We start from the raw sequence: 14,750 nt of genomic DNA on the forward strand, positions 1-14,750 counted from the left end.
TAATGGCAGACTTAACGTACATAGAAAAAGCAAACATTGAGATTTTTTTAGGAATGAAGAGTGGATATGTTATGGACTTTTCTGATCGAACTTTTCAAGAATTTGTTGGCGAAGCAGTTGGGTTAGATATAAATGACTCTAAGTACCATTACAGCTCAAACTCAAAAGCCAACAGACTCAGACAATTTATTAAGGTTGAATCAAACTATACGTTTGGAAAATTGTTATCAGCATTTTGCGACTATTGGCTTTCAAAAGTTCACATAGGTGAAATTAACTACCACAATGACGAAAATCTATACAAAGAGTGTGTAAAAATCGCAGATAGATTAAAACAAGAAAGTATTGTTGAACATATTGACGCAATTAAACCAAATACAGACGATCGTGACTTTAAACTACTTGCAAAATCAATAAGAGAAAGTATTGAAAAAAACGAACCCGAAGCTGCATTAGATAGACTTCATACTTTCACATTCAAATATTTAAGAGAGTTGTGCGACAAACATAAAATTACTTATGACAAAGTGGACTCACTAAATGCTGTATTTGGAAAATATGTAAAGTTTATTGTGGACAACAAACACATCGAATCATCAATGTCAGAAAAAATATTAAAATATTCAATCAACATAATTGAAGCATTTAATGACATAAGAAACAACAAAAGTTTTGCTCACGACAATCCTGTTCTCAACTATCACGAAAGTCTTTTAATCTTTAATAATATATCAAGTACAATAAAGTTCATCGAGTTTATAGAAACACAAATAAAAAAAGTCAATGAGCCAGAAAAAATTCAAGAGGCGTGGGACGACCTGCCATTTTAAAAAACATAAGAAATGAGAACAAATTGAATTTTGAAGTAAAACAGAACCGCTAACATCGTATTAGCAATAGGCGGGCTGAATGGATTCGTATCAGCAGAAGAACAAAATTAAAGTTCTGTTCTTCGATTGAACTTCAGTACTAAAAATCCGCTCATCGTTAATAAGTAAAACGTTATATACTATTTTCGAAAAACTTAACCTGAAAATAAAACTCCTGAACTAAATGTTTTTTAAATCAAAACGCTTAATTGAAAAATCGGAAGGTCAAAAGCTTTTAAATTCAATTTTAGAAGATAAAAATAAGTCTTTAATTATTCATTATTCTTGTGAATCCTTTGTAACTTCTCACGGAAGAACTCCAAGAATCACATCTGTTTGTTTAAGATATCTAGCATCATCTCAGACTAAATCATTTTCGATTCATTTACAAGCTCAATTTGATAATAAAGATTTCAATAATCTAACGATCGAAGAATATGATTTTTTAGAGAAAAAAATGCTCGACGAATTTTATGAATTTGCTAAATATCATAAAGATTATAAATGGATTCATTGGAATATGAGAGATTCAAATTTTGGATTTGATGCTATTGCCAACAGATATAGAATTCTTGGTGGTGACCCATTTCAAATTGATGATGATAGAAGATATGATTTACCTAGAATTTTAGGTAAAATTTACACATATGGATATGAAAAAAATCTACCTGATGGTAGACTATTAAATTTAGCTAATAGAAATAAAATATCTATTAAAGATGCATTGAAAGGGAAAGAAGAAGCTGATGCATTTGATAATAAAGAATATTTAAAGTTACACAAATCTTCACTTAAAAAAGTAGATATAATAGAAAGCATAATTGATCGCACAGATAAAAATGAATTAAATGTTGAAGCAAGTACAAAACAGATTTACGGTTTATCCGTCTCTGGAATAATTGAAATTGTCAAAAACAATTGTATTTTAATTACTATATGGACAATTATAATTTATATACTTGGCGCAGCATCAGAACCATTAATTCAAAACTTTTTTGGCACTTCTAATTAATTAAAACGGCACAAACTAAAAGTTTGGTAAAACTATAACACCTTTTATGTAAAATAGAAAAATCAAAGCCTCCAATTAGGAGGCTTTATTTTTATTCTCTAGAGTTCCGTTAACTTCGATTTGTTAGAACTGAATTATTTTTAAGTGAGATATCATCTTCAAATAAGGGTGATTTATTCGTTTTTAAATTAATTTTAATTCTTTCAAAAAACTTATACCTTTGTTAAAGTTAATTTATAAGTTAACTTTTATTTTGAACTTTAAATATTTATGGATAATTTAGCCAAACTAATTTATGTTTCTCATTACGATAAAGTAATTTATTATTCTATTGAAATAATTGAATCTCGGGAACATGAGATAACATCTCCTAGTACATTATTTGATGAATTTATTGCAGAGAATAAAATAAATAAGGAAAAATTACAACATATTTTAGATTGGATTGAAGAGATTGGTGACAAGTATGGAGCTAAACAACAATTCTTTAGAAATGAAAAAAAAGCTTCCGCTTTACCGCCAGATACACAATTACCTTTAGAACCTTATTACTATGAGCAAGGGAAGAAAAAAGGGAATAATTTAAGATTGTATTGTATCCGAATAAACGAACACGTGGTAATTTTGTTGAATGGGGGAATTAAATCAACAAAAAAAGCACAATATTGTCCAAACGTTAGTGCAAGTTTCGAATTGGCAAATAAATTGGCAAAAGCCATAGAGAAATCCTTACATAAAAATGACATTGAATGGTCAGATGAGGAGTTAGATATTTTTTATGATGAAAATTTAGAAATCAACTTTTAATATGAAAATTTCTAGACGCAAATTGCATCAAGAGAACGAGGCAATTAAAAAAGAAAACCCAATTAGAAATTGGCTTGCAGAGAACGCAGATCCAGTGATTACTAAAACGGTTAAAAAAAACTTAGCAATCGCTAATAGGATTGCAGAAGTTTTAGAAAAAAAACAACTTAAACCAATCAATTTAGCAACGAGATTAGGAAAAAATAAATCTGAAATTAGTAAATGGTTAAGTGGGCAACATAATTTTACAACGAAAACAATTTGTAAAATTGAAGTTGCTTTAGAATGTGATTTAATTTCAGTTGATCCTATCTATCTTACAGCTAAAATTTATCACAATAAACCTATTTCTAATGATGGGTTTATTGAAAGTAAGTATTATACTGAACAAGAAATGGTTGTAAATGGTTAATCCTGCGTTAATACATTTATTGGATATTAATCCAGTAGAAATTCAAAACAATATTTCAAAAGATAATTTTAATATTAACGAAGTAGGTATTGCTCATAATATGATGCATAATCTAAAAGAAAATAATATTAAAATTTTTTTAAGTCTTGCATTATTTGATGAAAAGGAACAAATTATTCTAAAATCAGATTATGATTTTATTTATAAGGTTGATAATCTTGAAGAAAATTATAAAATTAATGATGAAGGTGAAACAGTTTTTAATGCAACACTTGTAAAAACTCTTTTAGGAATGTCATATTCCACATTAAGAGGTATTATTTTCAATGAATTTATTACTGTAGACAAAATCATTATACCAATTATTGATCCTCAACTAATTTTAGAAAATAGAATTAAAATAACATAAAAAATACTATTAAAATGTCCCGAAAGTTAAAGTCTTTATGGGACATTTTTATGTATTATAATTTTAATTATGTAAAATATAGGTTGTTTTTAAATTTATAATTAAATAAAAGAACCCATGCTAAGTAGCATGGGTTCTTTTATTTAATTATAAATTAGTTGTACTTTAAAGTACAACTAATTATAAAGTTATATAATAAAAATTATATTCTAGAATAGCATTTCTAAAATTAAATGGTCTTGTAAGTGAAAAATTTTGTCCAACCATGTTAGTTTTAATATGCATTGAGTATGTGTCAGCAAACATCATCATATAATTCCCGTAATGACTAGAGCTAAATACAATTCCTCTATTTTCTTCTTGAAATGCATCTTCTGTTCTATATCCCCATCCCCATTGAGTTGTAGGAGTATTATCTACATATCCTGTAATAGCTTCAGCTGGTGCAGAATAAAACCCATGATATTGATATATATCAGAAAAATAGTAACCGTAAGGAGGATATCCATTTATTGGTTCAACAGCCACTTTTTTGTTTATGCGTAAAAGTTGATAGTGGGAAGTATGCGTGAAGGGACCATGAATTTTAGGTGCAACATTCAAACCACTCTCATTACCTACCTTTTGAATCGCAGCCATATAATGTTCTTGAGTTAAATTTGAAGTCTTTACACTACCATTTTTTTCAAAATAAGCTTGTGGTAAGGCTTCTAAAGATAGATTCTTAGAAAGATTAACGTTATGAGAATACATTTTAACAAGTGTACTATCTAATTTTTCTCTAAAAATTTCTCGTTGTTGAGCTGTTAAAGTAGTTTTTCTTACAGATTGTTCTACTATATCATCATCTTGAGAACAAGATGTAATAAATAGTGATGCTCCTATCGACAAAATAAGAGGAACATAATTTTTTTTATTCATAAGTATTAATATTTAAGTGTTAATAAAGTGTGATTCTATAATAATCATTCTGTTTTTCATTGTAGACACTATCAAATATTATATAATTAATGTAATATGCGTCACAATCATTTACCTTACCAGAGTTAATTTCAAAAGTGAATAAATTTAAATTAGAAGAAAAAATAAATTTTTGAATTCCATCGAATCTACTTATTTCATTATTAAGTTTGAGCTTATTTCCCTCAACTACATTGTTGTGTACACCAAATTGTTCATCTTCTGAAAGAATTTTATTAATCGAAATAGTGGATACATCAAGTTCGCCATTTTCAATTAAATTATCACCATTAGTGTTTACAAATTCAAGAATGATATCTCTTGATGGCTCATAACATTCGTCATTATGACAGGATATAAATAGAAGTGATGTTATAATAAATAAAAATTTTATTTTCATAATATGAGTTAATTATCAATAATAACTATTTAATTTATAGCTTATTGTATTTTGACTAAAAAAATTTTATTTTAGTTTTTAAATAATTTTATATTTAACCCTTGAATAAATTAGAATTACAACGAGTAGCTTTATTCAAAAGTAAGTGACGACATGCTTCAACAGTTACTTGACAAGGTGAAAGATCTTAAATAGCGGCGAAATACCAAACTCTAGCACCTGGTTAAATTTCATTCTTGAACTAGATAAGGTTTACTTGAAAATACTTAGCGAAGAGATAAATAACATGAAATAACAAAGGCTACTTAATAGTAGCCTTTGTTGTTTAGGTGTGTTTTAATTCGTGTAAGCCGTTGCTTAATGTCTTCGCTAGTTGGTGAAGTGTCACGACTAGTAGAAGAGAGTAGTGAAGTAAGTAGTTTCACACCAGTAATAATGAATGAAGTTAACTTTGTCATATAACTATAAATAGTCATCAAAACAAAAAAAGCCACTCAAATGAGTGACTTTCCAAAAAAAAATACAAATAAATAATGTTTAATTAGCAAAAAAACATGTAACAACAAATGTGATACTCTTATATATAGTAGCTTAAATAATAAAAGTCAATGTTTTTAGTTATTTTTTTGTCCATTTTTCTATAAATGCGTTAAAATGTGTTGAAAGTGTAGTAATAACGGCCTTAAATTGCTTCAAAATCTCGTCACTAAAGTGACCAGGCAAGGCACAAAAAGCGTAAACAACTTCGTCACTAAGTTCTAAGTACTCACTCGTCAGCGTCCCAATCTAGCTGGTGATACTAGAAGTACCAATATATCTTTAAAAGGAAATACATTTAGACCAACCCATGCGGGTAATTATAACCTTTTAATGATGAAATTTAACCCTAATGGACAATTAGTTTGGGGAAGTTTTTATGGGAGTAGCGGAAGAGAACAAATGTCTAATTTATTACCTATTGATGACGAAACTTTTTATTTAGCAGGACTTACCGATAGTCCAAAAGATATTACTACACCTAATTCACATCAACCTAATTACAGTTATTTACCTGATAATGGAGATTATGGACAACTTTTTTTAGCTAAATTCGGTAGAAATGATGATTTAAGCACTTCTGACATTTCAACTTCTACGCTAAAAATCTATCCAAATCCAACGAAGGATAAAGTGTACATTAAAGGATTTATTCATCAAGATTCGTTGATAGAAGTTTACAATTTAGTCGGACAAAAAGTAATCACTCAAAAAGCAAAAAGTGGATTAACACAAACAATTGATGTGCAGTTTTTACCAAAAGGAACTTACATCATCAAAGCAACCGATATAAACGGAAAAGCTTTTCAAGACAAATTACTGATTAACTAATTTTCACAAAATAGAACTTTAAATTATCCATTAGAAATTAAACTTATAACCACCATTATGTTAAGTATTGAAATATATTAAGAAAGTATCAATTATAGAGTTTCGTGATCTATGACTGACAATTTAAAAATATTAGATAATAACTTCGTTATTCCTATAAATGAGAATTAAATACAATATACTATTATAGAATTTATTACTTTTAGCAAATTAATTATCCGAAATACGAACATAGGGAATATTTCACGAAGCTTTTATTTAATTTATTTCGTAAAGTACTATGTTAGGAAAATTTATCACAGCAGTATGTCAACAAATCGACTAGAACAAACAAAATTAAATGCCTTATCAGCAAAAATTTTACATAAAAAAGGTTTAGCAAAATATGAAAGAAGAAATCGACTTGTTTTGATTTTAACAATAATAGTTCCTCTACTTTTTATAACTGCACAGTATGTTACAATTAATACTGAATTCGAAGCATTTATGAATGTCTTATCATTTTGTTTATCAATGTTTTTGATATGCGTTTCATTGATAGCAATATTCTATAAGTACAACGAATTAATAATTATTCATAAAGTTGGTTTGAAAAATAATATATACGTAGCTAATGAATGTGATAATTTAAAAAACAAGAGTGACATTGAAAATGAGTGGTTTTTTAGGTATGTTATTGAGATTGATAATTCAGATAATGATATATTTTCTAATATAACTGAAAAAGAGCGTCAGTTTGCATATAGAGAAGCTCTTAAAGAATCTGAACCTGGTAATCACGCAGTAAAATGTCCAAATTGCAATTCATCTCCTTGGAATTTTGCAAAAGGAAATTGTCAACTATGCGGAAATATAAAATAATAAAATATGCTAGAAAAATTCAAACTATTCTTTAATGCGCTAAGCCCTGAAGAAAAGAAACAAGCAGTTAATTATATTCTTCAATCACAATGTATTAAACCTTTAAACGAAGGATTTTATAGTGGACCATCGAGAGACACTATTGAAAAGGGGCTTTATAGCGGTCCAGTAAACACAAATGGAAAATGTAAACTTTGTGGTAAATAAAATCTTCTGCTAATAGTGATTTTGCTTACAGTGTCGCTAAACCTCGAAACGTTGTTTACAATAATATATTAGTTATTTTTAGACAAACCCTTATTAATTTTAATTATGTCTTTTTACACAATACCATCACTGAAAAATTTAAGTGAAACTAGAACTTTTTCAGAAAAACAAAGAATTATTAATGAATCAAAAGAATATACAACATTTGATATATTTCTTTCCCATTGCTTTTTAGACAAAGAAGTTGTAAAAGGACTATTTTTAGATTTAACTTCACAAGGTTACAAAGTATATGTTGATTGGATTATTGATCCACATCTGGACAGAAATAATGTAACTAAAGAATCCGCAGAGCATATACGAAATAGAATGAAAAATTCAAAAAGTTTGCTACTTGCTATTTCAGCAAATTCAACTACAAGTAAATGGATGCCTTGGGAATTAGGATTCGTTGATGGAAATACCAATAAATGTGCTATAATACCTGTTTATGAAAATAGTTATAATATGCCTGAAAAATATTCTGGTTTTGAATATTTAAAGTTATATCCCTATATAAAAAAAGTAAATAATCAAAATGGAAAACCTAAAATATGGGTTATCGAAAATCCTACAAAGTACGTAGTATTTGACCAATATTTAGATAATATAAAACCATTTCAAAGAGACACTAGAATATGAAAAAAGCTTTAATTGTCGGCATTAATGATTATCCAATAGCTCCTTTAACAGGATGTGAAAACGATGCTTATGCTATAAAATCAATCTTAGATACCAATGGAGATGGGTCTCCAAATTTTGATATTGAACTTAAGCTCAATGTATCGACAAAATCTGAGCTAAAAACACTAATTATTGATTTATTTAAAGGTGATTCTGATGTTGCTCTTTTATATTTTTCAGGTCACGGTTATATTGATGACTTAGGAGGTGGATTTTTAGTTACTCCTGATGCGCAAAAAAATGACTTAGGTGTAGGGATGGATGAAGTTTTGAATTATGCAAATGTCTCAAAATGCAAAAATAAGGTTATAATACTTGATTGTTGTCATTCAGGAGTATTCGGAAGTCCTAGTGGCAATAATAATAAAGCTGATATAGGAGACGGAATAACAATATTAACAGCCAGTAAAAGTGATGAAGTATCATTAGAAAATATAGGAGGACATGGAGTTTTTACTACACTTTTATTAGAAGCACTTAAAGGTGGTGCCGCTGATTTAAGAGGACATATTACTCCAGGTAGTATTTATGCCTTTATTGACCAGGCATTAGGAGCATGGGATCAAAGACCTGTTTTTAAAACCAACATAAATAAATTTGTTTCTTTAAGACAGGTAAATCCCCAGATTCCAATGCAAACATTAAGAGAAATAACTAGACTATTTCCAAGCCCCACAGAACAGATTGACTTAGATCCTTCATTTGAATTTACAAATGATAAAACAATAGAACATGAATACATTGAACCGTTTGCAATTCCAGAAAATGTTGAAATTTTCAAAAAATTACAACAGATGAATAAAGTCGGTTTGGTTATTCCTGTTGATGAAGAACATATGTATTTTGCAGCGATGAATGGTAAATCATGTAAACTTACAGCATTAGGCTTTCATTATTGGAGATTAGTAAAAGATAAAAGAATATAAATATGAAAAAAAGAATTTTTGTTTCATTTGCCATGGAAGATGAAACCTCAAAACTACTTTTCTGCGGTCAAGCTAAAAATACAAGAGTACCATATGAATTTGTTGATATGTCTGTCAAAAAACCTTGGGATTCTAGCTGGAAAACAAATTGTAAGACAAGAATAAAAGGTTGTGATGCTATGATTGTATTGATATCAGAAAATACAAGGAATGCAGATGGTGCTATTTGGGAGATAAATTGTGCCAAGGAGTTAGAGTTAAGAGTAAGAGGGATATATATTAAAAATGGAAACATTAATAATAAACCTTCAGAAATGTATGGTATTTTAAGTGAAGCATGGACATGGGAGAATGTAAAAAACTTCATTGAAAGTATATAAAACTGCACACAATAACTCAAAGTCTGGTAAAACTATAACACCTTTTATTTAAAATAAACAAAGCCTCCAATATGGGGCTTTGTTATACTCTATAATTTAAATTATGTTTAGTAAGATATTTGGATAGGTCAACCCTGTTTTTTTTTTCGACCCGACTACTGACACTATAATTAAACTTTATAAATAATTAGGTTTCATTTTTAATGTATTTTCGTACACTTGAATTCATAGTTTTGTGACATTAATTGTGTATTTTATTGGACATTTTAAAAAAATATAAAAAACCAACCAATATTTATATAATTGATAATGAGGTTTTTATTTATTCAAATAAACAGTTAAAAAAAATGATTCTTGACACTATAAGTAAATATTATAAATAGCGAGGTGTGACAATAGAAAATTACATATTAAAAAATGGACCAACTTTATCAGGTAAAATAATAGAGTTTTATAAAAATAGTGGTGCAAGTGATGAAGCCATTAGAAAAAGAATATCTCGGGTAGGAAATACTATTTTTAAAATTAAAGGCTTCTTTAAGAATAACCAAACCTTCTTATACCATAAAGATCAGTATAACACTGACATATTTTATACATCTCTATTGTTCTCGATAAAAACAGATGCTAAAAAACATTATTCTATAATAATTGCTTTAGACTATCATAAAGGATATATGAAAAAAGATAATTTAGCATCATATTCTTTTAGCCCCGTTAAAAACTTAAAAACCCACAAATCTTTTTTAAACGTAATTAATGATTTAATAAGATTAAATATCATCTATGAAGAGGATGAATATTACACCTTATCTCCTCTTTTTTCAGAATCTTCATCAAATAATTTTAATTATTATAAAGCAATTGAATTAAGTGAAGATCTTTTAGCTAATCATTTCTTTAATTACACTAGGAGTATTGGACTTATTTCATATAATAAAGGTGAATTTCATTCTGAATTCTGTAAGTTCCAATTTGGGTTTACCGCTCCTAGCTATATTTCTGGAATACTAAAAAATGATAAAATTCTACAACCTGCTTTTATTTTAGCAGATTTTTTAATTGGAAGTAATAACAATGAATCTAGTATAGATTTCTTTATTCAAAAAATAAAAATAATAAAATCTCAAACTAAAAATAATTTTCTTCCTTTTTTAATTACTGACGTAGTAACTACAGAAGCTTTAAAAAAGTTAAAAGAGAATGGAATTATAATAGGTTTTGTAGATAAAATTTTTGGTAACGAGTACACAACACTTCTAGAGTCATTAATAAGTATTGTCACAAATGCTGGTGCAGTTTTAAAATCACATCCTGAAGCTTATTTAGATTTATTAAACCAATTAAATAGACTTACTGAAGGTAAAACTAATAATCTAAGAGGTGATTTATTTGAGTTAGCTGTAGGCTACTATTATAGTAATTATTGTCAAAGCTTAACTATAGGTAAAAAAGCAAATTACAATGGAAGTTTTAAAGACATTGATGTTTATGCAGTCTTTCAAGAAAAATTAATTGTTTGCGAATGTAAAGCTTATAAAGCAAAAATAGATTTAAAAAAAATAGAAGATTGGATAAGTAATAAAATTCCTTTCATATATAAATCTATTAAACAAAATGACAATGATAAAACTATTATTTTTGAATTTTGGTCTACTTCTGGATTTACTGATGAAGCTATAAACCTTCTTGAAGATAAAAAAAAATCTCTTAAGAAGTATGAAATTAATTATTATTCTGAAAAAGATATTCTTATAAAAGCAGAGACTTCTAAAACAAAAAAAATTACTGAAATTATGAAAGAATACTTTGTAAATCAGAATGTATAATATCAAAAATTATGATATTTAATCATAAGTATTTTTTGAATATCCTAACAAAAATCCCAGTGTAAAAAAGGTTAATATCTGCAAAAATTTAAAATCTCTATAACTCATTTTATGTACAATAAACAAATCCTCCGATTGGAGGATTTGTTGTACTATATGATTTTGTTTATGTTTAGTAGGTAGTCTTTAGAAAAAAATTCACTTTTAAATATTTACATAGGTACTTTTTCTAAATTACTTTCTGTTTTTTTGAAAAAAAAGCTTTATATCATTGTTACAACCTAATAGCTAGGTTAATTAAAAATCAATTTAAAAATATTTTAATGGAAAAAAAACATTACCAATTTTCTTCTTATTAGGAGGGTCTTTTTTATTTGCTTCTTCAATTAAAACAAACTCATCTATTATTAAATCTAAAAAAACAGTAGAGGTGGTAATTTTAAAACATGGTAAAATAAAAAAGCTATGATGAATTGTGAACAATTTGCTGGCTTTGTAATGAGTTACGCAGAAGAAACTAATTCTTCTCTATCTTCAAATGAACTAATAGAAATTTATAATTCTGCAATAAAATCTTGTTTGAAATAATATTTAATTTTCTAAAATAACCAAATGAAATATTTAATATCATTAATAATAGTGTTATTAACATCCTCTTGTCTTTTATCTCAAAATACCTCTGATAACTATTTTGTATATGAAGTTAAAATGAATAATGCTTTGAAACCAAAAAATAATGATTTTATAGACTATAATACTAATCTTATAGAATATGAATTAACATATAATAACAATCAATCATTATTTAAACCCATTTCTAAACTAAATAATTCACAAACGGGAGCTATAAAATATAGTGATATATTTTTAAAAACTCAAGGAGAGTTTTTTATCAATGAATCTATTCAACAAGTTCAGAACTTTAAATCTTTTTTAAATAAAGAGTTCATAATTATTAAAAATTTTGATGAATTTAATTGGGATATTACATTAATGATGTAAAATGTAGAAAGGCGGTTTTATTAAGAATAGATAAAGATATTAAAGGTGATAAATAGTATGTTATAACAGTCTGGCATAATGAAGATTATAATAAAAATATCTATCCTTTTGGATTAGCAGGTTTAAAAGGTATTTTAATGAAAGTTAATTTCAATAATAATTACGAAGCCGTTTTAAAATATTCTAAATATTTAAAAGGAAACACTAATATATCTTCTTTTTCGAAAGGAACCATAATAACAAATTTAGAATATAATAATTTAGTAGCTAGTAAATTAGAAGAAATTCGTAAGAGAATTTCAAAAGAATCTATTAAAGATAATAAATTCATGTAAAACATTTACTCTCTTAATTAAAACTTATAACACATTTTACATAAAATAAGTTTTCAAAAGAATTTTATATAATCTTAAAAACTATATTACATGCTTATTTTAACCTATATATTCATTAATATCTATTTTATCAATATTTGAAATAAAATATGAGGGTCTCATTCCTGTTACCTCTAAGAAAGTATCCGAAAAATTTTGTCTTGTTTTAAATCCTGCACAATTAGCTATTCCATCCATGCTCATATTTCTTATCTTTTTATTTTCTATTATTTCTTTAATTATATAATTAATTCTAAGTTTATTTATATAAGAAGGAAAATTCATTCCTTTTTTAGTATTAATAACATAAGATAAGTAATTAGTATTTGTTTTTAAGCATACCGACGTACTCTTTAAATTAGTGTTTAAATCTAAAAAATAATTCTCTTTCTCTAGTTCTTCTAATTTTATCAAAATATCATTAATTATATAATCATCGATAAAACCATCATTTAACTTTTTAATTATAATTTTATCTTCTACTTTATTTTCTTTTTTTAAAGAACCTTTTTTAAGAGAATTAATTTCTATTATATAGCCTTCTAAAACTTTTTGAAATTTTAATTTCAAAATTTTATTTTTCTTTTTATTTATTATAAATATGACTATACTAAATAAACATGTAATAATAAATAATATTATTACTAATAAATTCAATTTTTCCTTAAATATTATTTTTTTTTCTAATTCTATTTTTTCTTTTTTAAGCTCTCCACTTAAGAAATCTCCATAAAATTTTTTAGATAAATTAGTATTTCTAACATTATGTAAACTGTCAAATTCTATTAAAGTATTAATAGATTCTAATTGTTTATTTATATTATTATTTTTTTTATTTAAAACATTCAATTGCTCTAATCCATTTCTTATCAAAGGATCAGTTTCTTTATGCTTTTTAAATATAGAATCCACCTTTAAAAAATAGCTATATGCTTTATTTTCATCCTTTAAAGCTAAATAATTATTACCAATAAAAGAATATGAAATAGATAGCCAATAATAAATATTTTTTTTTTCAAAATCACTTATAGTCCTCTTTAGATGCTCTATAGATTCTAAATATTTTTTTTCTTTATACAAAATAATTCCTTTATTCTTCACTGGAAGAGAAAGCATATATTTATAATCATTGATAATTAAAGGATTTTCTGAATAAGTAAATTCCAAATTATTATAAAATTTGGATTTTTCTATATCATCGTTTATAACTTCTATAAACGACAATCTATTTAATACATTTAAGAGTGCTAATTTATCTGACTGAGTTCTTTGATTAATTATAAAATAATTATAACTCTTTATTAAATATGCTTTTGATTCTTTAAAATCTCCTAATTGAAAATATATAAGAGATATACTATAATAATTTGAATTTATTATATAATTATTATGAGTTTCTGTCGCATACTCATTAGATTTTTTAAAAAATTCTAATGAATTTTCAAATGCTTTAACCTTGTTAAAGAAAAATCCTATACTCGAGTACACATAAGCAAGCTGATCTTTACTTCCTGTTTTCTTTCCATAATAAATTGCTGAATCAATATATTTTTTACTATTTGATAAATCTAAATTTTTAATAAATAGTGAATCTGTAAAATGATATGATCTCTTTGAAAATTCATCTTGTGAATAAATTTTTAAAGGACAAAAAAATATAACAATAAAGAAAAAATATAGATTTTTCATAAAATTTAGTAGCTAGGTAATGCATTCAAATATAGTGAATGTAATTTATTTATAAATTTTCCTTAATAATAAAGCATATATATCTTATTATAAGGTACTTAAATAGATAGGTCTCCATTTATAAAAGCTAACCTATTGTTGTTTTTTATGCTAAATATTCCAAATAAATTGCACTTGTCAAATTAATAAATCAAATAATAATGAGCCAAAAACTCTCTACTTTACTTTTTTTAACAGCTTTATTTACATTTACAAGTTGTATAGATGATGATTTTGAAAACATTAATCATTCAGGTAATTATATTAATAAAACTGTATCAACTTTATCTATAGAAAAAGATTCTATAAAATGGGGATATCCTAAGACAAATTCATCTATAGAAAAAGATTCTACGAAATGGGGATATCCTAAGACAAATTCATCTATAGAAAAAGATTCTACGAAATGGGGATATCCTAAGACAAATTCATCTATAGAAAAAGATTCTACGAAATGGGGATATCCTAAGGCAAATTCATCTA

Annotated in this window: 18 protein-coding genes; 15 read left to right on the top strand and 3 right to left on the bottom strand. The window is 26.1% G+C overall.

Annotated elements, in window-relative coordinates:
* The first annotated feature begins 2 nt into the window (after window positions 1–2).
* From IM532_RS12820 to IM532_RS12840, 5 genes are all read left to right on the top strand, one after another.
* The gene (locus tag IM532_RS12820) at window positions 3–830 is read left to right on the top strand and encodes an abortive infection family protein (RefSeq protein WP_194183895.1); all 828 of its coding nucleotides are present in this window, start codon (window positions 3–5) and stop codon (window positions 828–830) included.
* Between the two features lie 223 nt (window positions 831–1,053).
* Window positions 1,054–1,881: a hypothetical protein gene (locus IM532_RS12825; protein WP_194183896.1), complete on the top strand. Its 828-nt coding sequence runs from the start codon at window positions 1,054–1,056 to the stop codon at window positions 1,879–1,881.
* A 270-nt stretch (window positions 1,882–2,151) separates the two neighbouring features.
* The gene (locus IM532_RS12830; RefSeq protein ID WP_194183897.1) at window positions 2,152–2,688 is read left to right on the top strand and encodes a hypothetical protein; all 537 of its coding nucleotides are present in this window, start codon (window positions 2,152–2,154) and stop codon (window positions 2,686–2,688) included.
* Between the two features lies 1 nt (window position 2,689).
* The gene (locus IM532_RS12835; protein ID WP_194183898.1) at window positions 2,690–3,100 is read left to right on the top strand and encodes a helix-turn-helix domain-containing protein; all 411 of its coding nucleotides are present in this window, start codon (window positions 2,690–2,692) and stop codon (window positions 3,098–3,100) included.
* Entirely contained in the window at window positions 3,093–3,509 is a 417-nt protein-coding gene (locus IM532_RS12840; RefSeq protein ID WP_194183899.1) for a hypothetical protein, read from the top strand. The genes IM532_RS12835 and IM532_RS12840 overlap by 8 nt, the downstream gene beginning before the upstream one ends.
* A gap of 180 nt (window positions 3,510–3,689) precedes the next feature.
* Here IM532_RS12840 and IM532_RS12845 read toward each other — a convergent pair whose 3' ends face one another.
* Window positions 3,690–4,430 (bottom strand): hypothetical protein, encoded by a 741-nt coding sequence (locus IM532_RS12845; protein ID WP_194183900.1) that lies wholly within the window; start codon window positions 4,428–4,430, stop codon window positions 3,690–3,692.
* Between the two features lie 19 nt (window positions 4,431–4,449).
* Window positions 4,450–4,869, bottom strand: a complete 420-nt coding sequence (locus IM532_RS12850) for a hypothetical protein (RefSeq protein WP_194183901.1) — start codon at window positions 4,867–4,869, stop codon at window positions 4,450–4,452.
* A gap of 873 nt (window positions 4,870–5,742) precedes the next feature.
* Here IM532_RS12850 and IM532_RS12855 point away from each other — a divergent pair.
* The 9 genes from IM532_RS12855 to IM532_RS12895 all read left to right on the top strand — a co-directional run bounded on the left by IM532_RS12855 (window position 5,743) and on the right by IM532_RS12895 (window position 12,500).
* On the top strand, window positions 5,743–6,237 hold the full coding sequence (locus IM532_RS12855) for a T9SS type A sorting domain-containing protein (RefSeq protein WP_194183902.1): 495 nt from the start codon (window positions 5,743–5,745) through the stop codon (window positions 6,235–6,237).
* 306 nt (window positions 6,238–6,543) lie between these two features.
* A complete protein-coding gene (locus IM532_RS12860) occupies window positions 6,544–7,098 on the top strand; it encodes a mobilome CxxCx(11)CxxC protein (protein WP_194183903.1) in 555 nt (184 codons plus the stop codon).
* 6 nt (window positions 7,099–7,104) lie between these two features.
* Entirely contained in the window at window positions 7,105–7,305 is a 201-nt protein-coding gene (locus tag IM532_RS12865; RefSeq protein WP_194183904.1) for a hypothetical protein, read from the top strand.
* Window positions 7,306–7,410: 105 nt separating this feature from the next.
* Entirely contained in the window at window positions 7,411–7,986 is a 576-nt protein-coding gene (locus tag IM532_RS12870) for a toll/interleukin-1 receptor domain-containing protein (RefSeq protein WP_194183905.1), read from the top strand.
* Window positions 7,983–8,954 (top strand): caspase family protein, encoded by a 972-nt coding sequence (locus IM532_RS12875; RefSeq protein WP_194183906.1) that lies wholly within the window; start codon window positions 7,983–7,985, stop codon window positions 8,952–8,954. The genes IM532_RS12870 and IM532_RS12875 overlap by 4 nt, the downstream gene beginning before the upstream one ends.
* Before the next feature lie 2 nt (window positions 8,955–8,956).
* Window positions 8,957–9,334 (top strand): TIR domain-containing protein, encoded by a 378-nt coding sequence (locus IM532_RS12880; protein ID WP_194183907.1) that lies wholly within the window; start codon window positions 8,957–8,959, stop codon window positions 9,332–9,334.
* 389 nt (window positions 9,335–9,723) lie between these two features.
* Complete coding sequence (locus tag IM532_RS12885) at window positions 9,724–11,163, top strand: PDDEXK family nuclease (RefSeq protein ID WP_194183908.1); 1,440 nt, start codon at window positions 9,724–9,726, stop codon at window positions 11,161–11,163.
* 612 nt (window positions 11,164–11,775) lie between these two features.
* Window positions 11,776–12,165: a hypothetical protein gene (locus IM532_RS12890; protein WP_194183909.1), complete on the top strand. Its 390-nt coding sequence runs from the start codon at window positions 11,776–11,778 to the stop codon at window positions 12,163–12,165.
* A gap of 137 nt (window positions 12,166–12,302) precedes the next feature.
* Window positions 12,303–12,500: a hypothetical protein gene (locus tag IM532_RS12895; RefSeq protein ID WP_194183910.1), complete on the top strand. Its 198-nt coding sequence runs from the start codon at window positions 12,303–12,305 to the stop codon at window positions 12,498–12,500.
* A 99-nt stretch (window positions 12,501–12,599) separates the two neighbouring features.
* Here IM532_RS12895 and IM532_RS12900 read toward each other — a convergent pair whose 3' ends face one another.
* Window positions 12,600–14,228, bottom strand: coding sequence for a helix-turn-helix domain-containing protein (locus IM532_RS12900; protein ID WP_194183911.1), 1,629 nt, complete (start codon window positions 14,226–14,228; stop codon window positions 12,600–12,602).
* A gap of 200 nt (window positions 14,229–14,428) precedes the next feature.
* Between IM532_RS12900 and IM532_RS12905 the strand changes: the two genes are divergently transcribed.
* Window positions 14,429–14,750 (top strand): hypothetical protein (locus IM532_RS12905; RefSeq protein ID WP_194183912.1); only part of this gene is annotated, 322 nt, incomplete at its 3' end.

It is taken from the genome of Faecalibacter rhinopitheci (genome assembly GCF_015234135.1).
GTDB lineage: Bacteria > Bacteroidota > Bacteroidia > Flavobacteriales > Weeksellaceae > Empedobacter > Empedobacter rhinopitheci.